Raw genomic sequence first — 25,191 nt, 5'->3', positions numbered from 1 at the left:
TAGTAGTTAGTGTCACCGGACAGATTCGTATCGGGAGGGGAATCCCTACTCGAAAATCGGATTGACGGCCGTCTAAGCCACTCTCTCGTGGTTACAGTAGTGACTCGAGTCGCTGTCGATGGAACGACACGGCTCGATGGCCGGTTCGTTCTGGATAGCCGGGGCGCGTCACCTCGCCGTTCGAATCGACGGCGGACCTGACGACGGCCGAAACCCGGTATATCGGTTCGACCACTGGATACGGGCTGACCGTCTCGTATCCATCACGGAAGGCGCGTCGAAGTGACGCTCCGTCGGCGGCGTACCAGTCTGTGACCAGATGCTCGACTTTGGCGACACCCAGGCCGGGTGCGGCGGCGAGGGGGCGCCCCCAGTCGAGCACTGCTGAGACGGCGCCGTCGGTGACCAGTGCGTTCCCCGGCCTGAAGTCCCACGGATAGAGCGTGGCATCCGCGGTTTCGGGAACAGTCGTCTCTTCGACGGCGTCTTCCAGCGACCCTCGGACCGGGTCGAACGCCGATGGGAGTGCGTCGATACCGTCTCGGACGTACGCGGTAAACCACCGGGGCCAGTCGGACGAGTCGTCGGCCCGGAACTCGAATCGCTCGCCTCGCCGGTCCACCGCCACGTCGCCGTAGCATTCGAACGAGAACGCACTGTGGATTTCTGCGAGTCCCCGCCCGAACGTCCGGGCGATTTCCTGCTGGACGCTCGTTTCCAGGGAAACGAATCGCTCGTGGAGTTCGTCCCCGTTCGCGCGTTCGACGACGGCGTATCCGCTGTCGGCGATAGACCCCGTGGCGAGGACTCGTGGGACGGGGAGTGTCGTCCGGTCCCTGACCGCCTCTGCGAGAGCCATTTCCAGCGCGAGTTCGTCGGGGTCCGTCGAAAGTTGGACGACGACAGAGTACCCGTCGGCGAAGTCGACGAACGCGGTTTGCTTGTGGTTCCCACGCCGCGCAGGGGTCACGGCCGAGACTCTGCGGTCCGGGAAGGTCCGAGACAAGACGGCCGCTACGTGGTCCATCGATTCGAATTAGGGCCGAAACCGACAAATGAACACCGGTGCATCTCAGGGCGCATCGAGGATATCGACGAGTTCGTACAGCGTCGAGAGGACGTATTCGGGCGAATATCCCTCCGTGTCGAACGTATCAGTTTCGGCCACGGGGCACCACGCTGCCTCCAATCCTGCCGTTTGTGCACCGACGACGTCGAATTCCAGTGAGTTCCCCACGTGGAGACTACTGGCGGCGTCTGCGTCGAACGGAGCGAGCGCCCGGTCGAATGGGTCTGGATGCGGTTTCCGTCGCGACATGTCGCCAGCGAAGACTACCACGTCGAACGCATCGGCCAGGTCGAGTGCCTCGAGCTTGATTGCCTGTCGTCGTTCTGGTCCGTTGGTGACGAGTCCGACGTGAGCGTGTTCTCGTGCGGCATCGAGGGCCGCAATCGCCCCCTCTCGAAACGAGACGGCCGTGTGGTCGACTGTCTCCATCAATCCGCGGGCTAACGCTCGTGCGTCGACGTTCCGGCCGTACTGGGTCGCGACTCGGTCGAATCCTGCGGTCAGTTGTGTCTCCGGGTCGTTAGGGTCCGGCGGGCCGTCGAGCGTGCTCCAGAGGTCGGATGGGTCGCCGAATCGGTCGATATCGGCGAACGCGAACGCACCAGCGTAGATGTCTTCGCCGGTCTGGTCGTTCTGGATGAGCGTTCCGTCGAGGTCGAAGAGAACCACGTCGAAAGTTTCCACCCCGACCCTAGGGCAGACGCGAATAAAACGTTCGTCCTCCGGGGGGTGACCGAGTGGGTCGCTCGCGCCGACTACGTCGTCACGTCGCCGTCTAACTCGTGGTACTCCCAGACGTGGTCTTTCAGTTCGTCTTCCGTGTCGAAGTGGTCACCACACAGGTCACAGGTGAACTCGGATGCGTCGCTATCGCGCGTACTCATGTTCTTAAATTGACGTTCGAGTCGGATAACGGTACACCTCGAACTGTCCGGGTGGGCCTCAGAAGCCCTTGCCGAGCAGTTCGCGTGCGATGATGGTCTTTTGAATCTCCGTCGTACCCTCGTAGATTTGGGTAATCTTCGAGTCACGGTAGAGACGCTCGACGTCGTGGTCGTTGACGAACCCGGCACCACCGTGAATCTGGACCGCTTCGTCGGTGACGTCCGTCGCGACGTTGGAGGCGAACTCCTTGGCCATCGACGCGAGCGCGGTCAACTGGCCTTCGTCGTTGTCCACACTCCAGGCGGACTTGTACGTCAGTTGGCGGGCCGCCTCGGTCTTGGTGTGCATCTCGGCGAGTTTGTGCTGGATGGCCTGGAAGTCGCTGATGGAGCGCCCGAACTGCTCGCGTTCCTTGGCGTATTCGAGCGCCATCTCGCTTGCACCCTTGGCGATACCGACGCCCTGTGCGGCGACGGCGGTTCGCGTCTCGTCGAAGAACTGCATGAGTTGGAGGAAGCCCATGCCTCGCGTGCCGACGAGGTTCTCCTCGGGCACGCGAACGTCGTCGAAGATGAGTTCGGCGGTGTCGCTGGCGCGGATACCCATCTTGCCCGTAATCTTGTCCGCCTCGAAACCGTCGCGGTCGGACTCGATGATAATCTGCGAGAACCCGGAGTACCGGTCGTCTGCCTCGGGGTCGGTCTGACACATGACGACGAAGTAGTCACCGACGGTCCCGTTGGTAATCCACATCTTGTTGCCGTTGATGACCCACTCGTCGCCGTCCTTCTCGGCGCGTGTCTTGACAGAGGTCACGTCGGATCCAGCCTGCGGTTCACTGATGGCGGCACCCATGACGGATTCACCCTCGACGATTGGCGGCAGGAAGCGCTCTTTCTGCTCTTCGGTTCCGAAGTTGATGATGGCTTCTGCGCCAAATCCGGCACTCGTGATACAGAGGCCGATACCGGGGTCCACTGCGAACAGTTCCTCGGTGACGATTGCGTTTTCGAGCGACGAGTAGCCAACACCGCCGTATTCGACCGGGAAGTGGGCACCAGTCAGTCCCATCTCGGCCGCCTTCTGGACGATTTCGTAGGGGTACTTCTCTTCGACGTCGTACTCGGTGGCGACGGGGGCAATCTCGTTCTCTGCAAAGCGGCGAACCTCGTCTCGGATGGCTCGCTGTTCGTCGGAGAGTTCGAAGTCCATGATTGTTAGAGACAAACGAACCCAATAATGTTTGTCACACTCGGGTAAACGGGAAACGAGTTAAAACTAAACACTCAGTTATAGTGTACTGGCATCTCCCCGGCTACGACACGAAATTCGCCACATCGAGGATAATAGTAACTCTGCTTGCGTGGGTTTATTCGCCTGGCTCCGAGTCGCCGGAAGCGTCTTCGACGAGTTCGACGACGTTCTCCCGGCCCAAACGGAGTTTCTGGATGGTTCCGTCGTCTTCCATCCGAGAGAGCACGCGCGACACTTTCGACTTCGACCAGTCGAGTTCCGTCACGACGTCTTTTTGCCGCACTCGGCCGCCGGCCGCTCGGAGGAGGTTCTGCACCCGGTCCTCGTCGGTGACTATCGGCGCCGCCTCCACCGTGGACGTCTCACTGTCGGGACTCTCTTTGTCGACTTCTGTGTTCGGTTCGCGCCCGTCGCTCTGGTCGTCTCGCTCGACTCCGCCGTCGCCTTCGTCGAGTCGGCTGGTTGCGGCGGCGTCGCCGTCAGTCTCCGTCTCGTTCGACTGCTTCCACCAGACACCGGCGGCGACGAGCGCGACGAGAACGACGGCCCCTGCCGGTCCAGCGAGAGAGCCACCGCCTGCACTATCGGACGGTGTAGTCGTCGTCTCGACGCTCGCTTCTTCGGTCGGTTCGGGTTCGAAGACGACACGTGGTTCACCGTCGGCAAACGACTCGGGGCCGTTCCACGTGAGGGTACCGTCGTCTCGCTCGACGGCACTCGGAGTGGCGGAGACGACGCGATAGTCCGCCGGTGCGACCACTTCGAGCGAGTCGTTCTCCGCGATGAACAGTCCGCTCTCGAAGACGTCGCCGACGACGAGTCGCCCGTCTCGTTCGGCAGCGAATTTCGTCCAGCGGAACCGGTAGGTGACGACGCCCCACTGCCGTGGAACCGACTGGAGACTCGTCGACGCTTCGAATCCAGTTGCCTTCATCTCCCGGCCCGTCGTTCGACTTGCTGCGTCGACAGTCCCGTTGATACGGTCGGAAAACGGGCCAAGATATGCGTCCGTGTCGTTTTCGAACTGCCGCTGAAACGCGCGATAGTCGACTTTGTCGTCGCTCGTTCGCAGGCGCGTTCGAATCTGTAACTCCCACGTCGCCGTGGTGTTTTCGTGAAGTTCGATGCGGAGGACAGTCGTATCGACGTCCGGTTGCGTCTGTGCTCGAACTGGGTCCGTGAGTGCGAGACTCCCGCCGACGAGGCTCAGAACCACGAGGAAGGCGACGACGGACCGCGCATACGACTGAGCCATTTCGCTGAATTCGGCTACTGCTGACTCGTAGATAAATGACGTGGACCGTTTCTCGGTTCTGAGAGCTACGCCCCACCGACCCTGTTAACCGTGCTGACTGTCGGCGAGAGTGGACACATCCACGGAATTCGGGGACTGCAACGGTTTGCAACGGTCTGAAACGGCCCGGAACGCACCGAGAAACACCGCCACGGTTCTCCCGGTTTATGACAGTTCCGTCGAGTGTCTCTGACAACGATGCGAAGAAAACTACTCTCGGTGCTGCTCGTCGCTGCCCTGGTTCTCGGTGTCGTCGCACCGTCTGCCGCGGCAGCGAGTGCACCACACGATACGAGCGTCGAACCCGCCGCGTTCGGTTCGGGCGCCGGTTGGTTCGCGGCCAACAACACCACGACGGACACGGCGAACACGACGACTGACACGACGACGAACTCCACCTCGAACGAGTCCACTGACGACTCGGGCGCGTCGAACAGCACTGTCACGGTGACTGTCGGTCAGCAACTCACGACTATCGTCTCGCAGACGGACAGCGAAGTCCGGACGGAAGTCGAAGAGAGCGCGTTCGAAGTCGAGTTCGAAGCCGGTGAAGACGACGACAGAGCAGAGGCGATACACGAGCGTGCAGAAGAACTCGCTGAGCGTGCCGAAGAGATTCGCGAAGAGTACGAAGAAGTGACCGAAGCGTACGAATCCGGCGAGATTAGCCGGTCGACGTACGCCCAGCGAATCGCGACGCTCAACGCGCGTAGCGAACACCTCTCGTCGAGTGTCGCCCGTCTCGAAGCGCGTTCGGACGACGTCTCCAACACGAGTCTCCAGACGGCCGGCTTCAACGAATCCGAACTCGACACGATAAACGACTCGCTGGAATCTGTCACGGGGACTGGGGCGAAAGCCCTGCTTCAGCGGTTCACCGGTCTCAGCGAAGGTGAAATCGAAATCGAATCGGAGAACGGCCTATCCATCGAAGTCGAGAGCGAAGACGGCGAACAGTCGCGTGAAATCGAACGCGAACGCGACGACGACCACAACTTCACCGTCGACCAATCGTCCGCACTCGATACGGCCCGCGACGAACTCGGCACGCCGTCGAGCGGGTCGTGGTCCCTCGTCGAGAGCGACAAACACACCGACTCGGGATACTACGAGTTCGAGTTCGAACTCACGGGGACGAACGCCACCGGTGACGCAGAAGTCCGCGTCGATGGCTCGTCCGGGACGGTCTTCCGCCTCGAATCCGAGATAGAAGCGCCCGACGGCGACGACGACGAGGAGGACGACGAAGACGACGACAGCGAAGAGCACGAAGAAGAAGACGAGGAGGATGAGGAAGACGACGAAGACGACGAGAAGGACGACGACGGGGATGTAGAGGACGAAGAAGAGGAAGAAGACGAAGAGCACGAGGAAGAAGACGAGAAAGAAGACGACGAGGACGACGCGGAAGATGACGACGAAGTCGAAACTGAAGAACCGGACGACGACGACGAAGTCGAAACTGAAGAACCGGACGACGACGACGAAGTCGAAACTGACGAACCGGACGACGAAGAGACGGACACGCCAGACAGTGAGTGAACGAACCGAACCACTCGCGGACAACCACCGAGGGTGTGACGAGCGATGACTGGCGATAACCAATCACGGGTTGTCAGCGCACTCATCGTCGGACTGCTCGTCGTTTCGGCACTGGCTGGGTCGGTTACCGCCGCCGGTCTCTCCGAGAACAACAATCCCACGTCTGTCGATTCCCCTGTTGGACACTCGGCGACGACAGTCGGAAACGACACCTCGGCGTTCGTCGTCGCCCTCGACGAGGATGGGTCTGCTCGCGTCACGCTTCGACTCACGTACGACCTGTCGGAAGACGCAGAACGAACTGGTTTCGAGCGTGTGGAAGCGAACGCCTCGACGTTCGCCGAGTCGTACGCGACCCGACTCGAACCGCTCGCCGCACGCGCTTCGAACGAGACGGGCCGAGAGATGGTCATCCGCGACTCGACTGCGCAGTTCGGCGAAACGGGGACGACTGGTGTCGTCGAACTGTCGGTGACGTGGACGAACGTCGCCACACACCGCGACGGGCGAGTCGTCCTCGCGGAACCGTTCAGCGACGGATTCGACCCTGACAGACCGTTCGTCGTCCGCGGCCCTGATGGATACGAACTCGCGTCCGCCGCACCGAACCCCGACGTGGAGACGGCGACGGCAGCGGCGTGGAACGCCACTGACTCGCTCGACGGTTTCTCAGTCGCGTTCGAATCGACCGACTCCACGGGCGACCAAGCCGTCGACACGACGACGTCCTCGACTGAGATGCCGGTCGGTCCCGCACCGGTCCTCGCGCTCCTCGGTGTGGGTGGCGCACTTGCCGTAGTCGTCCGTCGCCGCGACTGAACGACCGGTTTCGGCCACCGTAGCACTGTTTTCACCTCCACCCTGCCGAACCCGTCTTATGGATTGCTGACCTATCACCTGCATGAAGCGCCGTACGAAAGTTTTCATCGCCGGTCTCGGTGTCGCACTCGCTGTCACTGCACTCTCGCGGGCGTCCCGTTCGGCCGAGAGAGGGACAGAGACGGTTCCGTACACTGTCGTCGAAACACTCGGCGACGTGGAGATTCGTCGCTACCCGACGACGGTGACTGTGGAGACGACGGCGCAGAACACCGGCGTGGCGTTTCGGCGACTCTTCGAGTACATCTCGGGCGCGAATCAGTCCAGTGAGAAGGTATCGATGACTGCACCGGTCACGACCGAATCTGTCGGTGAGTCGATTCCGATGACCGCACCTGTCGCCACCGACGAAACCGACCACGGCGTGCAGATGTCGTTCTATCTCCCCGCGTCGTACGAGTACGACACCGCGCCCCGACCCACCAACCCCGACCTAGAACTCGTCGAACACCCTGCTCGGACGCTCGCAGTCCGGCAGTTCTCGTGGTACGCGACTAATCGCAGGACGCGAATCCAGACCGAATCACTCCTGCAGACGCTGGACGCAAACGACATCGCTGTCGTCGGCGACGCGTTCCTCATGCAGTACGACCCGCCGTCGACGCTGCCGTTCTTCCGGACGAACGAGGTTGCCGTCGAGATACAGCGACGTGAACGGGGCCACAGTTCGACGTAGACCACCAGTGCGGGTCGTCTACGCGAACTAACAGCGGGTCCTCTCCGGAACACCGACTGCGACGCGGACCGAGTCACAGATTTATCAATCGAGCGACCGAACGTCGAGTCGATGAGTATCGTAACCGCCGTCAGACGCGGCGATTGGCACACGCTCTTTGGGTACGCCTTCTTCGTCGCGTTGCTCACCGGTGGCTACTATTACAACGTCACGTTCGTGCAACTCGGTCTGTTGGACCTCGGAACGCGTCTCGTGGGTCTGTCCGAGACTGCAGTCTCTGGATGGATGGCGACGCTCGCACTCGTGACGCTCGCGACGGCCATCGCATTCGGCGTTCTCATGGACCGACGCGGATGGTCGTCGTCGCTAGACGCGAAACTCCGGATTCTCCTCGGGGTGGTCGTCGCGCAGGTTCTCTTGACTGCCGCCGCACCGTTCGTCCGTACCGCCCCACAGTTCGGCGCGTGGATTCTCCTCGCGTCGGTGTCGATGGGTGTCGGGTTTCCCGCGACGTTCGCGCTGACTATCGACTTCGTGGCCGTGCGTGACCGTGGTGCCGTTGCAGCAGTCGCGACGGCGCTGACGTACTTCTTGGCGAACGTCTACCCGCTCGATTGGCAGATAGGCTCGTTCAGTCGGGTCGTCGTCGCCGCGATGGTGCCGGGTGTCGTTCTCCTCGGTCTACTGGTGTTCAGGCCACCGTCGTTCCTCGACGGCCTGGCACGTCAGCACGAACGATTCGGCGTAGGGCGGTTCTGTCGCGACTCCCCGGTGTCGATGCGTGAGGCGGCGTTTTTGCTCCCGCTCGTCTTGATGTTCGGTGTCTTCTTCGTGGACAGTCTGGGCTTCCTCAGAATCCTCGACACGCCGTCGCTCGTCCTCGCGTCGTGGCAATCTCCCGACTTTTCGATGCACCTGCTCTTGGGTGTCGTTCACGTCGTCGGCGCGGTGATGGCCGGCGTCCTCTATACGACGTTCGACAGGCGAGTCCTCTTTTTGGCGACGTTCGGCCTCTTTTCGTTCACACACCTGTTGTACACGTTCGACATCCGTCTTTTGATGTGGTTCCCGGCGCTCGCGACGGGTTCGAGTTCACCACTCAACCCCGCGTTCTACGCAGTCGCGGTGAGTTTCTACACGACGCTCAACTTCGCGCTGTGGCCGGACCTCTCGACGCCGGAGAACATCGGGACACACTCGGCAATCGGCATCGGACTCGCCGGGTTCCTCTCGACGTTCTTGAGCACGGCGCTCGCGCTCTACTTCCAGAGCACCTCGTTGTCGCTTCTGGACCACCTGAACCTCGTGAACGCGCTCGCGTTGCTCCTGTTCGTCGGCCTCGCCGTCGGTATCTACGCCGGACAACTGCACACGCTCTGGGAGGGACGACGTGGCGAACCCAATTGAACTGATTCCACTCCTCGTCGTGGTGTTCCTCCTCGTCGGGGTACAAGGCGGGCCGGTCGAATCGATAGAAATCGTCACCGACGGCACGCACACCGTCTCCGAGATGCCAGACGTCTACGTCGTCGGCGGCGGAACGACGACGATACCGGCGAACGCCTCGGTGAGCGGGTCCGTCTACGTCATCGGCGGCACTGCCGTCCTCGAAGGACAGATAGACGGCGACGTGACGCAGTTGAGCGGGAATCTAACCGTCGCGTCCACTGCTGTCGTGTCCGGAAACACGCAGTACATCGCCGGAGCGCTGGATATCGACGACGGGGCGACACTCGGTTCGTTCACGACTGCCGAGACGCTCGCCGCGCAATCGACGTCGCCGACGAGAGGGTACGTGTTCCTCGCGGCCCAGACGCTCGCACTCGCACTCGCCGCCGGGTTCCTCGTTCGGCGGTTCGAGTTCGCCTTCGTCAACGCCGGACAGGCGGTCACTGCCCACCCAGTCGTCAGTGGTGTCGTCGGCCTTCTCGTCAGCGCGACGGCGCTCGCACTCGTCGTCTTCATGGCGATGACGATTATCCTCATCCCGGTGAGCATCCTCGGGTTCGGCGTGGGCGTGCTGACCGTCGCGTACGGCTATCTCGTCTACGGCTACCTCGTCGGACAGCGACTCCCAATCGACCGGCCCGACGTGGCCTCGGCGGTTGGCGTCGTCCTCTTCGCCATCGGACTGGAACTCGTCGGTGCGATTCCACTCGTCGGGAGTCTCGTCCAACTCGGCGTGCTGGTCGTGAGTCTCGGTGCAGTTCTCGTGACGTACTTCGGCCTGCGGACGTTCGAACCGGTGTCGTTGCCGGCGTGAGACCGAGACGATTGCTGGTCGCGTCCCCCGTCGGTCTCAGGCGTTCATCTCTTCTTCGACCAGCGTGACTGCTCGTGAGACGGCCCCGACGGACGTGAGGTGCCCAGCGCCGACTGTCGCCTTCATCGCTTTCGCGGCGCTCCCGCGGAAGATACTCGGGCCAACCTGTGCGACTGCGCCGTCACCGACCGAGACTATCCACCCCGGCACTTCGAAGCGATACGGTTTCGGACGCGGTGGGAAGTCGCCCGGGTCACCAGTCAGTTCGTACGCCACCTGTGCGGCGATGTTGTGGGCGACGACAGACGCCTCGCGGAGGGCGGCGGACGCACTCGCGGGGACGGGTTCGCCGTCGGCGTCGACGGCGTCCGCCGCGTCGCCGAGGACGAACGTCCGCTGGTCGAGTCGCAGGTCTGCCCTGACCGCGGGTCGTTCGTCGGCCATCGCGTCGCTCCCCGTGATGCCGCCGGTCCAGACGAGCAGGTCGTAGTCGATGTCGCCGACATCCGTCTCGACAGTCGTTCCGGTGACCGACTCGACTACCGTCTCGGTCCGAACGTCGACGCCGCGGTCCAGTAACTCGTCGCGAACCGCTCGCTGGAAGTGTTCCGGAAACGTCGGCGCGATGGTGTCCATCTGCTCCACGAGGACGATATCCGTGTGCGCTCCCTCCTCGTCGCGGAGCGCGGCGAGTTCGCCGGCGACCTGTATCCCCGAGAGGCCGGCCCCACCGACGACGACGGACCCGCCGTCGGTGCAGTCGTCGAAGAATCGCGTGCGGATGGCTTCGGCGTCGTCGAGGCGTTTGAGCGGGAGCGAGTTCGCTTCGAGTCCGGGGATGTCGTAGTAGGCCGTCTCGGCACCGATGCAGACGGCACAGAAGTCGTAGTCGAGTGTCTCGCCCTCGGCGAGGTGGACGCGCCGAGCGTCGGTGTCGACGTTCGTCACACGGTCCACGACTAGCTCGGCGCGGGTCAACGCCTCGTCGAGTGGGACCTGAATCGGGTCGGCGACGGATGGCCGTCGAATCGCACGGTGAACTTCGTGTTGGACGAGGTGGTGCGAGGAGTCGTTCACCACGGTCAGGTCGGCGTCGGCGGGGAGGCGGCGTTCGAGTTCACGGGCGAGTGTGAGGCCCGCGTACCCGGCACCAAGTACCAGAACACGCATGGATATCACCTCGGGCGCGAGAGAAAAGAGGATGACGGCGTCAGAAGGTGTGACGGCGTGAGAACGTCGGCAGGTCGCAGTTAGAACAGCGCTTCGGACTCGTCGAGAACCTCGGCGGGGCCACCGACCGTCCAGACGTCCGTCTCGACGCCGCAGTCGGCGACGACTTCCTCGACTCGGTCGACGTGTTCGGCCGTCGTGTTGACGTAGACGCTCGCACCGGTGTCCGTCGAGAAGTAGACCGGAATGTCCGCTTCTTTGCGGAGTTGGCGGACGGCGTTGAAGACGGCGATAGTACGCGGTTGCCAGTAGACCCACCCAGCGGGGCCGGTCATCGTCGTCGCCGCGAGCGACAGCGAGTCGTGTTCGGCGAGTTCGAAGGCGGCGTCGAAGTCGGCGTCGTACAGCGCATCACGCATGTCGTCGATTTGGGCGTGGATGTGGGCCATCCGTGCCTGGAACATGTGGCTGTCTTCTGCTTCTGCGTGGGCCTGTTCGGTCTCCTTGTACGCGGGGACGTGCGCGGCGACGATGCGCAGGTCGTCTTCGAGGTCCGTCTCGATGCGTTCCGAGCGGCAGTCGGTGTCGTTCATGCCCGAGTAGAGAATCGAGACGGCGCCCGTGACGGCGCGGGCGGCGGAGGCCGACCCGAGACGGGCGACAGTCGAGATTTCGGGGTGTGTCAGGTCGAGGCCCGCCGCCTCGGTGAGTGCCGTCGCCGCGGCGGCGAACCCCGATGCCGACGACCCGAATCCGATGTTCGAGGGGAAGGAGTTCTCACTCTCCAGTCGAACGCGGTGGTCGAAGCCAGCGAGTTCACGGACTCGGTCGACGACAGCGCGGATACGCTCTGCGCCGCGTCCGTCGACTTCCTCGCCGCCGATGACGTAGACGTCCTCGTCCGCGTCGGGGAGGAATTCGACCGTCGTCTTCGTGTGACTCGGTGCCGTGCAGACGCTGATGCTGTCGTGGTACGGCATCCGGCGTTCCGTGTCTCGCATCCCGTGATACTTCACGAGGCCCTGAATCGGGTGGGCTTTGGCGGTGGCCTTCATGTTCGAATGGCCGTCAGACTGGGGGTTAAACGTCCCGATAGGTATCGGAACGAAGTGGTCGGAGAAACGAGAAGAGAGGACGGTTGCCGACTGACGCAAGTGTCCAGACTGCGTCGTCGAACCCGCAAACGGTGATGAATCGAGGTGTGGTTGTGCCCGCAGTCGTTACTCTTCGTCTGTCTCTGCTTCGTTTCCGCGTTCCCAGACGTTGGTGACGCTCTCTCCCATCGGTGGTGTGTGGCTGACGTCTCGCATCGTCGCTTTCGCGGTGTTGTCTGTGTGCTTCATGTTTGCCTTGCTACTGAGTACCACGACCCGACTAAAAGGGTTTCGCCAATATTATATTACGACTTATTAGCATACTAGGATCATGAAACACGACGGACGGACGACACGAACGCGGGTCGAACAGACGCCCGATGGTCGCCGACTCGTCGTCTCCCGCGCCGTCTCGGCACCGGCGCGTGTCGCGTGGGACGTGTTGTGTTCCGTCGACGACTGGCCCGAGTGGGGGCCGAGTGTCTCGGCGGTGCGCGGCGTCGACGGACGTATCGAGGCGGGGAGTGGGGGCGAGGTTCGCGTCGCCGGCGTCTGGGTCCCGTTCACTATCGAGACGTGCGACGACTTCCGGTGGACGTGGCGCGTCGCGGGGATTCCGGCGACCGGTCACCGAGTGAGTGCAGTCGGCGTCGACCGGTGCGAAGTCGCCTTCGAGATTCCACTCGCCGCGAGTCTGTACGCCGTGGTCTGTGCAGTCGCACTCCGGCGAATCGAACGTCTCGCGACGGCGACGGGCCGACGCTCAAAACAGGGCGTAGAACGCCACCCCGGCGAGAAGGACGGCGACGAGCACGACGACGAGGACCAGTCCGAGTCCGGACCCTGACGCCTGTGTCTCCGCTTCCGCTGCCGCTTCTTCGGCGTCGATTTCGTCGAGTACTTCCTCGAACTCCGGTTGATGGGGTTCGTGGTACTCGTCGATGACGTCTTCGTCGAGGTCCGCCGCTTCGACGTCCTCCACGAAGTCGTCGAGCGTCTCGAGCGAGATTGGGGTGGTGACTTCCTCGGGGGAGACGAGAAGGCGTGGGTCTTCGTCTTCGTCCTCGGGGAGTTCCAACTGGTCGTCCGACGCGAAGGCGAACGCCAGCGTCTCTCTCGCCTGCGCTTCGTCGCCCGTCGTCAGGAGCGTCCCGGAGACGCCCTGTGACTCACACCGGTCTGCGAACACTTCGACCGTCTCCTCGTCGAACGTCCCCTCGACGTCGACCCAGACGACTTCTGACGGTCGTTCTTCGCCCTCCGCTGCGACGAACAGAAACGTCCGCCCGTCTCGTTCGCTCCGCTTCGTCCGGTCACCGCGTTCGGCGTGGACCTGCCGGCGAACAGTCGCAACCTCGTCAGCATCGAGAAACGAAAGCACACTCGACAACGACACGTCGCTCATTGCGTGAACTGTGAGAGTACCCCCGAATAAAGCTTCGCGCTACTCGGGGCGAATCAGGTCGAACCTGTCAGTCGTCTTTGTGTACTCACTGCCGGCCAGGCGGCCGACGGCATCGAGTTTCGTCGTGTCGAGTTTCCCGTCTGTCAGTACGTCGTCGTCGACGTGTGCGTAGACGACTTCGCCGAGGACGAGCGTGGACGACCCGACTTCCATGCTGTCGTAGAGGGTACACTCGAAGGCGACTTTCGCGTCGGCGACGCGAGGGGCGTCGACGCGAAGCGCCTCCGTCTTCTCGATACCGGCGTGGTCGAACTCGTCGACGTCGGGTGGAACCGTCGCGGCAGTCTGGTTCATCGCTTCGACGACGTCCTCCGTGACGACGTTGACGACGAACTCGCCGTGTTCGATGGCGTTTCGCGGTGTGTCTTTCAGCGATTGGCCGTGTCCGACCGGTGCGAAGACGAGTATCGGAGGGTCGATGCTGGCGACGGTGAAGAAACTGTACGGCGCGAGGTTGTCCGCCGATTCACCGCGGGAACTGACCCACGCTATCGGACGCGGGACGACAGCACCGGAGAGCAGTCGGTACGCCGACCCGAACGCCGTGGGTTCGCCGTCCATCAGTTATCCTCCGTGACGCGTGTTCGCTTGTCCGTCTGTTCGGTCATGATTGAGAGGGGAGTGTGCGAGGGGGATGAATCTGTGGTTGGTCGTTCGGTCGGTGCGTGGAGTTAGAACAGGCCGAGTCCGACTGCGTACGGCCACGAGACGCCACTGAGTGCGAGGAAGACGAGTGACCCACCGAGCATGACGGTGTTCTTGAGGAAACTGGTCATCTCGGACTGTTGTTGGTCCTCGGGGACGGCCCAGAAGTCGTGGAAGAGCGGCGTCCCGACGAGCAGAAAGACTGCGACTGCGCCCGCAGCGAGTGCGGGGAACACGCCCGTGGCGATACCGAGTCCACCGAAGATGAGCATCCCCCCGGAGAACACGACGCCCAAACGTGGCGCGGGCAGGCCCTTCATCTCGGCGTACCCAGTCATCTGGTCGGTGTTCATGAAGTGGTTGAGACCCATGAACGCGACGACAGCACCAAAGAGGACGCGCGCGGCGAGGAACGCGACGTCCGCCCCGGGAGTGGCAAACTGGAGCGTGACGCTCATCGCTGTCCTCCCTGTCGCGTCGTCGTCGGGTGTGGGGCTACATCGCGGGTTTGTGCTAACATTGCGTTATCTGGTACGAGACCGAACCGTCATATACGTTTGCTGACATTCATGTTACCGGGTACCCGTTCAGCCACCCGATAACACGGATGACACCGAATTATCAGCGAGAGAATACGGATGGGAGAGAAACTCCGAACTAGCTGGGTTCGCCATCGAACTCCGGTGGCACGGTATCGGAATTGGTTGTGCTGACGATGGTATCGGTGTGGAAAATTACCGGATGGCGCGAAAGATATACCGTCCTCCACGTTGATAATCAAATGGGACGTGTCAGTAATGATGAAAAAACGAGCTTACTACTGTGGGCCATGACTGAGACATGGGACTCCGCAGGCTACATCGCTAGCTCTCGGTATCGACTCACAGTCTGTGACTATTTAGCCGAACACGGGTCTGGTCTCCCGTCCCGCATTGCCGCCGAAACCGACCTCGCGCAACCACACGTCTCCCGGGCACTATCGGAACTCCGGGAACAAGGTATCGCCGAGCTTCTGGTCCCCGAGTCACAACAGAAAGGCCGACTGTACGGCTTGACTGACCTCGGAGAACTCGCGTACGAACGTGTGGCGTTGGACCAGCGTATCGAACTCTCCGTCGTCGACAGCGACGGGTTCCCGGACTCCTCACTGCTCGCGGAACTCGAAGCACAACACGGTGGCGACCTCCGTGCCGTGGCGTGGGTGGAACCAACGAAGGCGTGGATTCACTTCTCTTCGTCGGCACTCCTCGACGAGTACGACGAAGAGACGCTGAAGACCATCGTCTCGACGCTCGTCAACGAAGAACCACTCACCGAGTCGCTCGAAGACCTACCGGCAGGTCAACCCGAATACGTCGTCTTCGGCCTCGAAGAAGCACTCGTAGTGCGCATTCCTGCCGACGACGACGTGAACATCCTGATTTCGGTCGACAGGTCGTTCGATACCGGGGTCGAATCACTCACGGAGACGTGTTTGAAGCTGACTCGGGCGTCCGTACTCGACACAGAGATGGACTAAGACTTTAGAACTGCTCACGTAGCAGGAGTCCGTGTCAGAATCTCCAACCGTCGTCGGTGTGGACGGATGCCGGTCGGGATGGGTCTGCGGGTGTCGGTCAGCCGATGGCTTGACCGTTCGGGTCGTCCCTGATTTCGAAACTGTCTGGACAGACGTCGTCTCGGCGGAGACGCGGCGTGTCCTGGTAGATATCCCCATCGGGCTCCCGTCGTCTTCCCGGCGAGCGTGTGACGTCGAAGCGAGACGACGCCTCGGGTCGCGTGCATCGACGGTGTTTTTCGCGCCCGTCAGAAGCGTCCTCGACGCACCGACCCACGAACGCGCCAGCGCCGAAAACCGCGACAAGACCGGGTACGGGCTCTCGATACAGGCGTGGAACCTCGTTCCGAAGATTCGAGCAGTCGATTCGGTTCTCGGTGCGACACCCCGCGCTCACGCCCTCGTCTCGGAGTCACACCCCGAACTCGCCTTCGCGGCCTTTGCCGGAGGGCCACTCACAGAACCGAAGTCGACGGCGGCGGGTCGCCGACGCCGACTCGACGTGCTCCGTATGGCGATGCCCGACGACGACCCAGAGACGGTCTATCACGAGACGGTAGACCGAACACTGCGCCGTGAACTCGGCCGCGACGATATCTTGGACGCACTCGTCCTCACAGCAGCGGCGCAGTTCCCACTCGAACCACTTCCTAACGACCCACCAACGGATGCGACAGGTCTCGAAATGGCGATTTACGCCCCACGTGTACCGACCCCCGACTGACGACACTATTGGAGAAAAATAGCAAACATCCGGGATAACTTTTTGCTAGTGATATATAGGCCAATATATTTGAACGGATGGTGTTTTGCAGAAGGCTTTTATGCTCGTTCGCCCACTTATCTGATGGCGTGGCCAGTGTGACTACAACACAGCGCCCTGCCCAGCCCGAATGTGATTCTGTGCCATCTCTCCACTCGGTCGCGCCTCCCGCTGTCAGGACGGTTCGACGCCCTTGCCCCGGGCGTCGGACCATCCACATCGATTCTGCAGACACCTGCTCCGACGACTGTCAGGTGAGTTCCCGTCGCGAAGACGACAGTTGACGCCCCGAAAGTACATCCTTGCCTGCTCCTAACCTCGGCCATGTTCACCGGCAGGACAAACCGACCCTGCTGTCTCTGTGACGACCCCGAAACCGTCACCCGAATCGCCATCCCTCCCCGAGCGGTGACGCTGATGCGGAACGCCGACCCGATTGCGTGGCGCGACATCGTCGGCGACGTGACGCTCCAGTTCTGTGCGAGCGACTGGCGACTCGTCTCCGAACTGGTTCTCGAACTCGGAACACACCCGCTCTCGCGGTGTAACGTCGCTCGCGCCGACTTCAGTCTTCGAGAGGATTTCGAGGCGTATCTGAACACCACCCGCGACGAACCGGACCAACCCGAGCAGGAACGTCGCCTCCTCGAAGACGCCACAGACGTCATCGCCAACGCAGACGACCCGATGGTCGAACGACGTGACCTCGTCGAGGCGTACGTCGTCGTCCGAGCACTGGACGAACTCGACGAACGAGATGGTCCCCACGAACAGGTCGCCGGTGAGGACGCCGGACGGCACTGATATTCGACGAATCCTGACGGTCAGGCAAATAATTAATACCGGTATTTGGTCACGGACGACGTATCAGTCGCTAGTTGGATAGCCGCCACGGCATACTCCATCGAGCACCGCGGCCCGGGACGCGGTTGGCCACTCCCCGTGAACGAAAAATGAATCGACACTTTGCACTCCTGATTGCTGTACTGCTCATCCTCGCTTCGGTCCCCGTGGCGGTGGGTCAAGAAGAACGGGAACCGAACCACGTCCCGGTGTTCCGTGGATACGTCGTCGACCCAGTGGTCGAACCCGGTGTCGAGACGACGGTTCGCGTCGGGTTCTCGAACGACCCGGTCGACACCGAAGACGTGGCGAAGACGGCAGAGAACGTCCGCGTCAGACTCGACCCAGGAAATACACCGTTCGTCGTCAGAACTGGTGACATCTTCGTCGGCACGATGAACGACAGCGATACGCGAGAGGCCGAGTTCCGCGTCGAAGCGCCAGAGAACATCGCTGCCGGTGAGTACACGCTTCGACTCAAGGTCCGCTACGAGTTCGACAACGCTCACCGCCGAACCTACGACGTTGACGTCCCCATCCGCATCGAAGAGCGTGTCCGCTTTGCCGTCGTCGGGTCTGATTCGACAGTCCCCGTCGGAGGACAGGGCGCAGTCGCGCTCACCATCCAGAACACCGGTGAACTCGACGCGAGAAACACCGTCGTCGCCGTGACGTCACAGTCGGCCGACGTGACCTTCGACGGGACGCAGACGGCGACACAGTTCGCCCCCGAGTGGCCCGTCGGCGAGAACCGCACGTTCGTCTACGACACGACGCTGGACGCCAACGGGTCGACTCGCGGGTACGTCCTCGCCGTCGATATCGTCTACGAGGAACCCGACGGTGCCCGATTGCAGTACTCACCACTCGCCGCAGGATTCCTCCCGGTTGCGGAACAGACGTTCTCCATCCAGAACGTCGAGAGCACGCTCCGCGTCGGTGACGACGGGACAGTGGTCGGCGAAGTCGTCAACGACGGCGGGACTCCCGCCAGGAACGTGGTCGTCGGTCTCTCGCTGCCCGAAGGAAGCGCGACGGCGACTGAGACGGAGTACGCCGTCGGTGACCTCGAACCCGGTGCCAGCGCGCCGTTCTCGTTCGACGTGCAAATCTCCGACGGTGCCGACGCCGGTCCACGACAGTACACGGCGACGGTCACCTACCGAGACACCGAGGGCGAACGCCGGACGAGTGACGATATCGACCTTCGCGTGAACGTCGACTCGTCGACGCCCGAGTTCGGCGTCACCGTCGAAGAAGGGACGCTCGAACCCGGCCAGAACGGTGAACTCCGCGTCACCATCGTGAACGACAGGGCCGAAACACTCCGCGACATCTCGGCCAAGATATATCTCGAAGAACCGCTGTCGTCGAGTGACTCGGAAGCCTTCGTCGACGAACTCGCACCCGGCGAGTCGGCAGAACTCGTCTTCGACGTGTCGGCGAGTCGCGCCGCGCTGGAGAAAGTCTATCCGGTCGAACTCGACTTCCGTTACGAGAACGACGCCGGTGAGACCACTATCTCGGATGCCTACCGCGTCCCCGTTCGCGTCGAAGCAGTCGAAGACGGCGGGACGCTCCCGTTCGGCCTGTCGCTCCCCATCGTCGGGGCGGCAGTCCTCGTCGCTGCAGTCGGTGGCGCTGGCGTCCTCGTGGCACGCCGACGCGGACGGCGCTGAACCGTGGCCCGACTCGACCCCCAGTGGTTCATCGACTGGGCAGACGACAAAATCGTCAACCACTCGCGCAGAGTCATCCTCACGTTCCTCGTCCTCACCGTCGTCTTCGGTGCGGGACTGAGCGCCGTCTCGACGGAATCGGGAACCGAGCAGTTCGCAGAAGAAGTCCCCGCCGAGGAGGCGTTCACTCGAATCTCCGAAGAGTTCTCGCCGCGGTTCCAGGAGGGAACGGGGAGTACACAACTCATCCACCGCGCGCCGAACGTCCTGACCAGACGAGAACTCCTGCGGATGCTTGAGGCACAGAAACGACTCGCTGACCGCGACGACTTACGCGTCGTCCAGACTGCGAGTGCTGCCTCTGTCGTCGCCCAGACAATCGACCCGGACGCCGATTCACTGGCCGACCAGAAACGCGCGCTCGAACAGGCCACCGACGGCGAAGTCGCGGCAGCGGTCCGCGAGAACGCCGATAACCCGCGATTCGTCGGCTTGCTCGCAGACGACTTCAACCCGACTGCGGCGAGTTCGACGGCGACCATCGGCGTCGTCACGCACTCGATTCCACTCGCCGACGACTCCGGTGCCGGACAGGGAGGTGACAGTCCGTTGACGCCGATTCAAGGGAAGGCCGTCCGCATCGTCGGGACTGTCGGCGGCGACATCTCCGTCTTCGGGTCGGGCGTCATCGCCGACGAGTTCGGGACGGTCATCACCGACTCGTTGCTCATCGTCGTCCCCGCCGCAGTCGTGTTCATCGTGCTGTTCCTCGTCGTCGCCTACCGTGACCTCGTGGACCTGCTTCTCGGCACCGCGGCACTCGTGATGGCACTCGTCTGGACGTTCGGCTTCCTCGGCCTCGCCAACATTCCGTTCAATCAGGTGATGATTGCGATTCCGCCGCTCCTCCTCGCAGTCGGCATCGACTTCGGTATCCACGCGGTCAATCGCTATCGCGAGGTTCGCGACGACGGGTACGACGTCGGCGAGTCGATGCGGAAAGCGACCGACCAACTCCTCGTCGCGTTCTTCATCGTCACCGGAACCACGGTCATCGGGTTCCTCTCGAACCTCGTGAGCAACCTCACGCCGATTCGTGATTTCGGTGTCGTCGCGGCCATCGGCATCGTCTTTACCTTCTTCGTCTTCGGCGTCTTCCTCCCCGCCGCGAAAGTCGAAGTCGACCGTCTTCGCGAGCGCTACCCCATCCCGACGTTCAGTCAATCGCCACTCGGCCGGGAGGGAAGTTCGCTCGGGGCGGTCCTCCGTATCGGCGTCGGACCGGCGCTTCGCGCGCCAGCGGTTGTCCTCGTGGTCGCCCTCGTCCTCTCGGGGAGCGCCATGTGGTACGCGACGGGTGTCGACACCGAGTTCGGGCAGGAAGACTTCCTGCCACCCGCGGAAGCACCCGCGTACCTGAAGGCCCTCCCCGAACCCTTCGCGCCGAGTGAGTACAGCGTCGTCGCGGACATCGAGTTCCTCGAAGAGCGATTTTCCTCGTCACAGAGCGGGGTGGTGACGGTGTTCTTGGAGGGGCGGGCGACAGACGACGCCTTCCTCGAAGAACTCGACCGGGTGGCACAGGACCCACCGGACACCTTCATCTCCGAGAACCGTCGCGCCGACTCGACGAGCATCCTCACCGTGATTCAGGACGAAGCGAGTCGCAACGAGGAGTTCGCGATGGTCGTCGCCCGCCACGACAGAGACGGCGACGGCATCCCGGACCGGAATCTCGACGAAGTGTACGACGCACTCTTGTCGACGGAGTCGGCGGACCGCGCCCTCGAATACATCTCCGACGACTACGAGACTGCACGCGTCGATTACCGCGTCGAGGCGGACGCCGCCGACGACGCCGTCGTCGCGGACACACGCGAGATGGCCGACCGCTTCCGGACCGAAGGCACCGCAACCGGCGCAGTCGTCGTGTTCGACGCCATCTCCGACCTCATCCTCGACTCGGCGATTCAGAGTCTCATCCTCTCGATGCTCGGCACCGGGGCGTTCCTCATCTTCGTCTACTGGTGGCTCGAAGGCCGTCCGTCGCTCGCGCTCGCGAACCTCGTGCCGATTCTCGTGGCGGTGACCTTCGTCGCGGGGACGATGCGTCTCTCGGGTATCTCGTTCAACGCGTTTACCGCGACGGTCCTCGCGTTGACTATCGGCCTCGGCGTCGACTACTCGGTCCACGTCGTCCACCGATTCATCGACGAACGCGCCGAACACGATTTGGAGACTGCACTCGACCGGACCGTTCGCGGGACTGGCGGTGCTCTCGCCGGGAGCATGCTCACCACCGTCTTCGGGTTGGGCGTGCTCGTCCTCGCCGTGCTCTCTATCCTCGGGCAGTTCGGCCTCCTCACCGCCGCGAGCATCGTCTACTCCTTCCTCGCGTCGATTCTCATCTTACCGTCGGCACTCGTCCTCTGGGACAGATTCAGCGGCAACGACCCGGTGGTTCCCCTCGGCGGCCCCGAACGCGACGCTGGCGCGGTTCCATCCGCCGACTGACACCCCGATTTCGTCCCTACGGTCACGGCGCTGTTCGGCGAAGGTTTTTGTGGGAATACGAGACCACCACGTCTCGTGTCGGCTCCGAGCCCGAGACCCGTAAAACCGAACCCACACTTCCGAACGTCGACTCCCCGCCCGATTTGCCGGTCAGTTCAGGCGCCAGTCCCCACGCCGAACAGTCGCGTCGTTCCCCACGAGACGACGATGATGCCGACGATGAACACCGCGAGCGCACCCATCATCGGAAACGGGTCCAACGTCGGTCCGTCGAAGAATGGCCCGCGAATGATGAGAAAGGCTGTCCCCACCGAAAGGCCGAGGCCGACACCCGTGACGATAGTGAAGAAGAGCTTTGCCACCCCGATTCCCCGCGTGTCCGTCCGGAAGTCCATGGGTCACGTCCGTTCGTCCGCCTCTTGAACGATTTGGCCGACTTACTGACGTGAGCGCGTCACGAGACGGCCTCGACTACCGCTCGATGCGGAATCCAGTCTCGCCGGCCGGTTCTTCGTACGTCACCTCGACGTCACGGACGCTGGCCATCGGACTCCCGTCGTGGCACCACTGGACCATCGACTCCACGTCGTCGCGGGGGCCCTCGAACACCGCTTCGACCCGTCCATCGTCGAGGTTCTTCACCCACCCATCGACGCCCAGGTCACGAGCGGTGTCGCGGGTCGTCGCCCGATAGTACACTCCCTGGACGTGGCCCGAGACGTAGACGTGTGCGCGAGTACGCGAACTCTCACTCATAGCCGAGGCTACGGCCTGCGGTGTCAAAGGCCTGCTGTCTCTCGGTCTGGCGTCGCCACGGACCGGTTGGCCGACACCGTCTCACCCGTGTGGGCCTGTGTGGCATCGTCGCACGCACCGTCCGAATCGTCAGCATCTAAGTGCGGCCCCGACGACGCTGGATTATGGAACTCTTCGGCACCGCCGGCATCCGCGGCAGTGTGACCGAGCGCGTCACGCCGGAACTCGCGCTCAGCGTCGGGCGCGCCGCCGGCCGCGCCGCACTCGAATCGGACCCCTCGGCCGAGTTCGTCGTCGGCCGAGACGGACGAACCAGCGGGCCGGGCCTCGCCGCCGCCATGGAAGCAGGACTGCTCTCCGCGGGCGCAGACGTGGTCCGTATCGGCGTCGTCCCGACGCCGGCACTGGCATTCGCTTCGCAGGGCCGTCGCGGTGTCATGCTCACCGCCTCTCACAACCCGCCGACGGACAACGGCATCAAGATGCTCGTCGACGGGCAGGAGTACGACCGAGCGCTGGAACAGGACATCGAAGCGCGCGTCGAAGCGGACGCACCACCCGTCGCGTGGGACCACTGGGCCGAACGCGGAACGGAAGACGTCCTCGACGACTACCGCGACGCAATCGTCGACTTCGCTCGCGGCCACGGGTCTGACCTCGACGGCCTCAGCATCGCCGTCGACTGTGGAAACGGGATGTCTGCGCTCGCCACGCCGCAGGTGCTCCGTGACCTCGGCGCGCACGTCGTCACGCTGAACGCGCAGATAGACGGTCACTTCCCCGGCCGTGAGTCGAAACCGACGCCAGAGTCACTGAAAGACCTCCGCGCGTTCGTCGCCGACGGCGACTTCGACTTCGGTATCGGTCACGACGGCGACTCCGACCGAATCGTCATCGTCGACGACGAGGGGGACGTCGTCCACGAAGACACGGTCATCGCCATCGTCGGCGAACACTACGTCCGAACGAGCGACGTGGCCGACCCTGTCGTCGTCACGACGCCGAACGCCTCGGGACGTATCGACGAACGGGTCACCGAGGCGGGTGGCCGCGTCGAGCGCGTTCGACTCGGGGCGCTCCACGAGGGAATCGCCAGCGCCCGCGACGCCGGTGGCGACGTGGTCTTCGCGGCCGAACCGTGGAAGCACATCCACCCGTCGCTCGGTGGGTGGATAGACGGCGTCGCCTCGGCGGCACTCATCGCTCGTCTCGTCGCCGAATCGGGGCTCGACGGCCTCCGCGCTCCGGTGACCGAACGACCGTATCGCAAAGTCAGTGTCTCGTGTCCCGACGAGAAGAAGACGGCCGTGATGGCCGCGCTCGAACAGTCGCTCCCGGCGGAGATGGACCCCGAGTCGGTCGATACCGACTACGGCGTCCGCCTCGAATTTGCCGACGCGTCGTGGACGCTCGTCCGACCGTCGGGGACCGAACCCTACATTCGCGTGTACGCCGAGGCAGACGACGTCGACGCCCTCGTCGATGCGGTGACGAGCGTCGTGGAAGCCGAGGTCACCGAGGCGTAATCGATAGCGCCCACGTAATTCCCACGGCGTAATCAATAGCATGGACGGATAAACGGCGCGTTGGTTTTCTTGGATTTTCCCGAATATTCCTACACAGACGGCGAAGCGACACCTTTAACCGATTTTCCACTCCCTTCTCTCAGTAGGTGTTCACCAACATGGACAGACGTTCTTTTGTCAAAGTGACCGGACTCGCAGGACTCACAGGACTCGCCGGATGTACCGGCGGCCCGGGTGAGAGCGAAGAGACGACGACCACCGAAGCCTCGGGCGGGGACGGTGGCGAGGAGACGACGACGGAGTCCGAAGAGACGACGACGGAGTCGTCCGAGGAGACGACGAACGTCGGGATGGTCTACGCGACTGGCGGCCTCGGTGACGGGTCGTTCAACGACCAGGCGCAGCAGGGTGCCATCCAGGCGGAAGAGGAACTCGGCATCTCGTTCGACGAGTCTCAGCCCGACGAAGTCTCGCAGTTCAAGACGTTCCAGCAGCAGTTCGCGCAGTCCACCAACCCGAACTACGACCTCGTCTGCTGTATCGGCTTCCTGCAGACCGACGCACTGTCGGAGACGTCGGGTACGTACCCCGACCAGAACTTCATGCTCGTCGACAGCGTCGTCGACGCGCCGAACGTCGCCAACTACGTCTTCGCAGAACACGAGGGCTCGTACCTCGTCGGCCAGATGGCCGGTCTGCTGACGACGCAGGAGTTCTCCGCGGGCGCAGGTTCGACGTCCCCCGACTCCGCGACGCTCGGATTCGTCGGCGGTGTCGAGGGTGACCTCATCAAGAAGTTCGAAGCCGGGTTCAAAGCCGGCGTGATGGCCGCAAACGAGGACGCCGAAGTCCTCACGAACTACACGGGGAGCTTCAACGACCCCGCTGCGGGGAAGGAAGCGGCACTCGCGATGTACAACAACGGCGCCGACATCGTCTACCACGCCTCGGGTAACACCGGGACGGGCGTCTTCCAGGCCGCACAGGAACAGGGCAAGTTCGCCATCGGTGTGGACCGCGACCAGTCGGTGACGAAATCCTCGTACGCCGACGTCATCCTCGCCAGCATGGTCAAGCGCGTCGACACGGCCGTCTTCAGCTCCATCGAATCGGTCGTCGACGACGAGTTCCAGGGTGGCGGCATCGTCACGCTCGGCCTCGAACAGAACGGTGTCGACATCATCTACGGTGACGGTATCGGGTCCGACATCCCGAGCGCCGTCACGGACGAAGTGACGGCCTCTCGCGAGGCAATCGTCGCGGGCGACGTCGAGGTCCCCACGGACCCGTCGAACGTCTAAGCCGGCGCCGTCGCC

At 62.9% G+C, this 25,191-nt stretch carries 26 protein-coding genes; 13 read left to right on the top strand and 13 right to left on the bottom strand.

Annotated elements, in window-relative coordinates; all coding sequences use genetic code 11:
* Positions 1 to 91 precede the first annotated feature (91 nt).
* The 5 genes from ACK3R5_RS07035 to ACK3R5_RS07015 form a co-directional block, all read right to left on the bottom strand.
* Positions 92 to 1,027, bottom strand: a complete 936-nt coding sequence (locus ACK3R5_RS07035) for a phosphotransferase family protein (protein ID WP_411968495.1) — start codon at positions 1,025 to 1,027, stop codon at positions 92 to 94.
* Positions 1,028 to 1,072: 45 nt separating this feature from the next.
* Entirely contained in the window at positions 1,073 to 1,753 is a 681-nt protein-coding gene (locus tag ACK3R5_RS07030; protein ID WP_411968494.1) for an HAD family hydrolase, read from the bottom strand.
* A gap of 71 nt (positions 1,754 to 1,824) precedes the next feature.
* On the bottom strand, positions 1,825 to 1,953 hold the full coding sequence (locus tag ACK3R5_RS07025) for a hypothetical protein (RefSeq protein WP_411963348.1): 129 nt from the start codon (positions 1,951 to 1,953) through the stop codon (positions 1,825 to 1,827).
* Positions 1,954 to 2,011: 58 nt separating this feature from the next.
* The gene (locus tag ACK3R5_RS07020; protein ID WP_411963347.1) at positions 2,012 to 3,166 is read right to left on the bottom strand and encodes an acyl-CoA dehydrogenase family protein; all 1,155 of its coding nucleotides are present in this window, start codon (positions 3,164 to 3,166) and stop codon (positions 2,012 to 2,014) included.
* A gap of 157 nt (positions 3,167 to 3,323) precedes the next feature.
* Positions 3,324 to 4,463 carry a helix-turn-helix transcriptional regulator gene (locus ACK3R5_RS07015; protein ID WP_411968493.1) on the bottom strand — a complete coding sequence of 380 codons (1,140 nt, stop codon included), beginning with the start codon at positions 4,461 to 4,463 and terminating at the stop codon, positions 3,324 to 3,326.
* A gap of 237 nt (positions 4,464 to 4,700) precedes the next feature.
* Here ACK3R5_RS07015 and ACK3R5_RS07010 point away from each other — a divergent pair, with 237 nt between their 5' ends.
* The 5 genes from ACK3R5_RS07010 (at position 4,701) to ACK3R5_RS06990 (ending at position 9,862) form a co-directional block, all read left to right on the top strand.
* Complete coding sequence (locus ACK3R5_RS07010; RefSeq protein ID WP_411968492.1) at positions 4,701 to 6,044, top strand: hypothetical protein; 1,344 nt, start codon at positions 4,701 to 4,703, stop codon at positions 6,042 to 6,044.
* A gap of 45 nt (positions 6,045 to 6,089) precedes the next feature.
* Complete coding sequence (locus tag ACK3R5_RS07005; RefSeq protein ID WP_411968491.1) at positions 6,090 to 6,863, top strand: hypothetical protein; 774 nt, start codon at positions 6,090 to 6,092, stop codon at positions 6,861 to 6,863.
* 82 nt (positions 6,864 to 6,945) lie between these two features.
* The gene (locus ACK3R5_RS07000) at positions 6,946 to 7,599 is read left to right on the top strand and encodes an SOUL family heme-binding protein (protein ID WP_411968490.1); all 654 of its coding nucleotides are present in this window, start codon (positions 6,946 to 6,948) and stop codon (positions 7,597 to 7,599) included.
* A 111-nt stretch (positions 7,600 to 7,710) separates the two neighbouring features.
* Positions 7,711 to 9,006 carry an MFS transporter gene (locus ACK3R5_RS06995; RefSeq protein ID WP_411963342.1) on the top strand — a complete coding sequence of 432 codons (1,296 nt, stop codon included), beginning with the start codon at positions 7,711 to 7,713 and terminating at the stop codon, positions 9,004 to 9,006.
* On the top strand, positions 8,990 to 9,862 hold the full coding sequence (locus ACK3R5_RS06990) for a polymer-forming cytoskeletal protein (RefSeq protein ID WP_411968489.1): 873 nt from the start codon (positions 8,990 to 8,992) through the stop codon (positions 9,860 to 9,862). Before ACK3R5_RS06995 ends, ACK3R5_RS06990 begins: the two co-directional genes overlap by 17 nt.
* A 36-nt stretch (positions 9,863 to 9,898) precedes the next feature.
* Here ACK3R5_RS06990 and ACK3R5_RS06985 read toward each other — a convergent pair whose 3' ends face one another.
* The 3 genes from ACK3R5_RS06985 to ACK3R5_RS06975 form a co-directional block, all read right to left on the bottom strand.
* The gene (locus ACK3R5_RS06985; RefSeq protein ID WP_411968488.1) at positions 9,899 to 11,032 is read right to left on the bottom strand and encodes an NAD(P)/FAD-dependent oxidoreductase; all 1,134 of its coding nucleotides are present in this window, start codon (positions 11,030 to 11,032) and stop codon (positions 9,899 to 9,901) included.
* Between the two features lie 80 nt (positions 11,033 to 11,112).
* The gene (gene mvaD / locus ACK3R5_RS06980; protein ID WP_411963339.1) at positions 11,113 to 12,087 is read right to left on the bottom strand and encodes a phosphomevalonate decarboxylase MvaD; all 975 of its coding nucleotides are present in this window, start codon (positions 12,085 to 12,087) and stop codon (positions 11,113 to 11,115) included.
* Between the two features lie 165 nt (positions 12,088 to 12,252).
* Positions 12,253 to 12,375: a hypothetical protein gene (locus ACK3R5_RS06975; protein ID WP_411968487.1), complete on the bottom strand. Its 123-nt coding sequence runs from the start codon at positions 12,373 to 12,375 to the stop codon at positions 12,253 to 12,255.
* A gap of 82 nt (positions 12,376 to 12,457) precedes the next feature.
* Between ACK3R5_RS06975 and ACK3R5_RS06970 the strand changes: the two genes are divergently transcribed.
* Positions 12,458 to 12,973: an SRPBCC family protein gene (locus ACK3R5_RS06970; protein ID WP_411968486.1), complete on the top strand. Its 516-nt coding sequence runs from the start codon at positions 12,458 to 12,460 to the stop codon at positions 12,971 to 12,973.
* On the opposite strand, the gene ACK3R5_RS06965 is transcribed toward ACK3R5_RS06970, so the two are convergent.
* The 3 genes from ACK3R5_RS06965 to ACK3R5_RS06955 form a co-directional block, all read right to left on the bottom strand.
* Entirely contained in the window at positions 12,890 to 13,531 is a 642-nt protein-coding gene (locus ACK3R5_RS06965) for a hypothetical protein (protein ID WP_411968485.1), read from the bottom strand. The genes ACK3R5_RS06970 and ACK3R5_RS06965 overlap by 84 nt on opposite strands.
* Before the next feature lie 39 nt (positions 13,532 to 13,570).
* On the bottom strand, positions 13,571 to 14,152 hold the full coding sequence (locus tag ACK3R5_RS06960; RefSeq protein ID WP_411963335.1) for a flavin reductase family protein: 582 nt from the start codon (positions 14,150 to 14,152) through the stop codon (positions 13,571 to 13,573).
* Between the two features lie 110 nt (positions 14,153 to 14,262).
* Positions 14,263 to 14,694 carry a DoxX family protein gene (locus ACK3R5_RS06955; protein WP_411968484.1) on the bottom strand — a complete coding sequence of 144 codons (432 nt, stop codon included), beginning with the start codon at positions 14,692 to 14,694 and terminating at the stop codon, positions 14,263 to 14,265.
* Between the two features lie 371 nt (positions 14,695 to 15,065).
* Between ACK3R5_RS06955 and ACK3R5_RS06950 the strand changes: the two genes are divergently transcribed.
* The 5 genes from ACK3R5_RS06950 to ACK3R5_RS06930 all read left to right on the top strand — a co-directional run bounded on the left by ACK3R5_RS06950 (position 15,066) and on the right by ACK3R5_RS06930 (position 21,593).
* Positions 15,066 to 15,755, top strand: a complete 690-nt coding sequence (locus ACK3R5_RS06950; RefSeq protein WP_411968483.1) for a winged helix-turn-helix domain-containing protein — start codon at positions 15,066 to 15,068, stop codon at positions 15,753 to 15,755.
* 31 nt (positions 15,756 to 15,786) lie between these two features.
* On the top strand, positions 15,787 to 16,518 hold the full coding sequence (locus ACK3R5_RS06945; RefSeq protein WP_411968482.1) for a DUF429 domain-containing protein: 732 nt from the start codon (positions 15,787 to 15,789) through the stop codon (positions 16,516 to 16,518).
* Positions 16,519 to 16,881: 363 nt separating this feature from the next.
* A complete protein-coding gene (locus ACK3R5_RS06940; RefSeq protein ID WP_411968481.1) occupies positions 16,882 to 17,361 on the top strand; it encodes a hypothetical protein in 480 nt (159 codons plus the stop codon).
* A gap of 149 nt (positions 17,362 to 17,510) precedes the next feature.
* The gene (locus ACK3R5_RS06935; RefSeq protein WP_411963330.1) at positions 17,511 to 19,079 is read left to right on the top strand and encodes a COG1361 S-layer family protein; all 1,569 of its coding nucleotides are present in this window, start codon (positions 17,511 to 17,513) and stop codon (positions 19,077 to 19,079) included.
* A gap of 3 nt (positions 19,080 to 19,082) precedes the next feature.
* Entirely contained in the window at positions 19,083 to 21,593 is a 2,511-nt protein-coding gene (locus ACK3R5_RS06930; RefSeq protein WP_411968480.1) for an efflux RND transporter permease subunit, read from the top strand.
* 155 nt (positions 21,594 to 21,748) lie between these two features.
* Here ACK3R5_RS06930 and ACK3R5_RS06925 read toward each other — a convergent pair whose 3' ends face one another.
* Together ACK3R5_RS06925 and ACK3R5_RS06920 are read right to left on the bottom strand one after the other, a co-directional pair.
* Positions 21,749 to 21,988 (bottom strand): hypothetical protein, encoded by a 240-nt coding sequence (locus ACK3R5_RS06925; RefSeq protein WP_411963328.1) that lies wholly within the window; start codon positions 21,986 to 21,988, stop codon positions 21,749 to 21,751.
* 76 nt (positions 21,989 to 22,064) lie between these two features.
* The gene (locus tag ACK3R5_RS06920; protein WP_411963327.1) at positions 22,065 to 22,349 is read right to left on the bottom strand and encodes an acylphosphatase; all 285 of its coding nucleotides are present in this window, start codon (positions 22,347 to 22,349) and stop codon (positions 22,065 to 22,067) included.
* Positions 22,350 to 22,513: 164 nt separating this feature from the next.
* On the opposite strand from ACK3R5_RS06920, the gene ACK3R5_RS06915 reads away from it, so the two are divergent.
* Together ACK3R5_RS06915 and ACK3R5_RS06910 are read left to right on the top strand one after the other, a co-directional pair.
* A complete protein-coding gene (locus ACK3R5_RS06915; protein WP_411968479.1) occupies positions 22,514 to 23,875 on the top strand; it encodes a phosphopentomutase/phosphoglucosamine mutase in 1,362 nt (453 codons plus the stop codon).
* Positions 23,876 to 24,033: 158 nt separating this feature from the next.
* Entirely contained in the window at positions 24,034 to 25,176 is a 1,143-nt protein-coding gene (locus ACK3R5_RS06910; protein ID WP_411968478.1) for a BMP family lipoprotein, read from the top strand.
* The last annotated feature ends 15 nt before the right edge of the window (positions 25,177 to 25,191 follow it).

This window comes from Haloferax sp. YSSS75 (assembly GCF_046764215.1).
GTDB lineage: Archaea > Halobacteriota > Halobacteria > Halobacteriales > Haloferacaceae > Haloferax.
This window is presented reverse-complemented; position numbering and strand designations above follow the sequence as displayed.

Coding starts and splice junctions, on each gene's coding strand:
- ACK3R5_RS06995 (WP_411963342.1), top strand. CDS start 7,711: ATGAGTATCGTAACCGCCGTCAGACGCGGCGATTGGCACACGCTCTTT.
- ACK3R5_RS06970 (WP_411968486.1), top strand. CDS start 12,458: ATGAAACACGACGGACGGACGACACGAACGCGGGTCGAACAGACGCCC.
- ACK3R5_RS06975 (WP_411968487.1), bottom strand. CDS start 12,375: ATGAAGCACACAGACAACACCGCGAAAGCGACGATGCGAGACGTCAGC.
- ACK3R5_RS07015 (WP_411968493.1), bottom strand. CDS start 4,463: ATGGCTCAGTCGTATGCGCGGTCCGTCGTCGCCTTCCTCGTGGTTCTG.
- mvaD (WP_411963339.1), bottom strand. CDS start 12,087: ATGAAGGCCACCGCCAAAGCCCACCCGATTCAGGGCCTCGTGAAGTAT.
- ACK3R5_RS07025 (WP_411963348.1), bottom strand. CDS start 1,953: ATGAGTACGCGCGATAGCGACGCATCCGAGTTCACCTGTGACCTGTGT.
- ACK3R5_RS07020 (WP_411963347.1), bottom strand. CDS start 3,166: ATGGACTTCGAACTCTCCGACGAACAGCGAGCCATCCGAGACGAGGTT.
- ACK3R5_RS06960 (WP_411963335.1), bottom strand. CDS start 14,152: ATGGACGGCGAACCCACGGCGTTCGGGTCGGCGTACCGACTGCTCTCC.
- ACK3R5_RS06915 (WP_411968479.1), top strand. CDS start 22,514: ATGGAACTCTTCGGCACCGCCGGCATCCGCGGCAGTGTGACCGAGCGC.
- ACK3R5_RS06950 (WP_411968483.1), top strand. CDS start 15,066: ATGACTGAGACATGGGACTCCGCAGGCTACATCGCTAGCTCTCGGTAT.
- ACK3R5_RS06935 (WP_411963330.1), top strand. CDS start 17,511: ATGAATCGACACTTTGCACTCCTGATTGCTGTACTGCTCATCCTCGCT.
- ACK3R5_RS06920 (WP_411963327.1), bottom strand. CDS start 22,349: ATGAGTGAGAGTTCGCGTACTCGCGCACACGTCTACGTCTCGGGCCAC.
- ACK3R5_RS07035 (WP_411968495.1), bottom strand. CDS start 1,027: ATGGACCACGTAGCGGCCGTCTTGTCTCGGACCTTCCCGGACCGCAGA.
- ACK3R5_RS06910 (WP_411968478.1), top strand. CDS start 24,034: ATGGACAGACGTTCTTTTGTCAAAGTGACCGGACTCGCAGGACTCACA.
- ACK3R5_RS07005 (WP_411968491.1), top strand. CDS start 6,090: ATGACTGGCGATAACCAATCACGGGTTGTCAGCGCACTCATCGTCGGA.
- ACK3R5_RS06985 (WP_411968488.1), bottom strand. CDS start 11,032: ATGCGTGTTCTGGTACTTGGTGCCGGGTACGCGGGCCTCACACTCGCC.
- ACK3R5_RS07010 (WP_411968492.1), top strand. CDS start 4,701: ATGCGAAGAAAACTACTCTCGGTGCTGCTCGTCGCTGCCCTGGTTCTC.
- ACK3R5_RS06925 (WP_411963328.1), bottom strand. CDS start 21,988: ATGGACTTCCGGACGGACACGCGGGGAATCGGGGTGGCAAAGCTCTTC.
- ACK3R5_RS06940 (WP_411968481.1), top strand. CDS start 16,882: ATGTTCACCGGCAGGACAAACCGACCCTGCTGTCTCTGTGACGACCCC.
- ACK3R5_RS06965 (WP_411968485.1), bottom strand. CDS start 13,531: ATGAGCGACGTGTCGTTGTCGAGTGTGCTTTCGTTTCTCGATGCTGAC.
- ACK3R5_RS07000 (WP_411968490.1), top strand. CDS start 6,946: ATGAAGCGCCGTACGAAAGTTTTCATCGCCGGTCTCGGTGTCGCACTC.
- ACK3R5_RS06955 (WP_411968484.1), bottom strand. CDS start 14,694: ATGAGCGTCACGCTCCAGTTTGCCACTCCCGGGGCGGACGTCGCGTTC.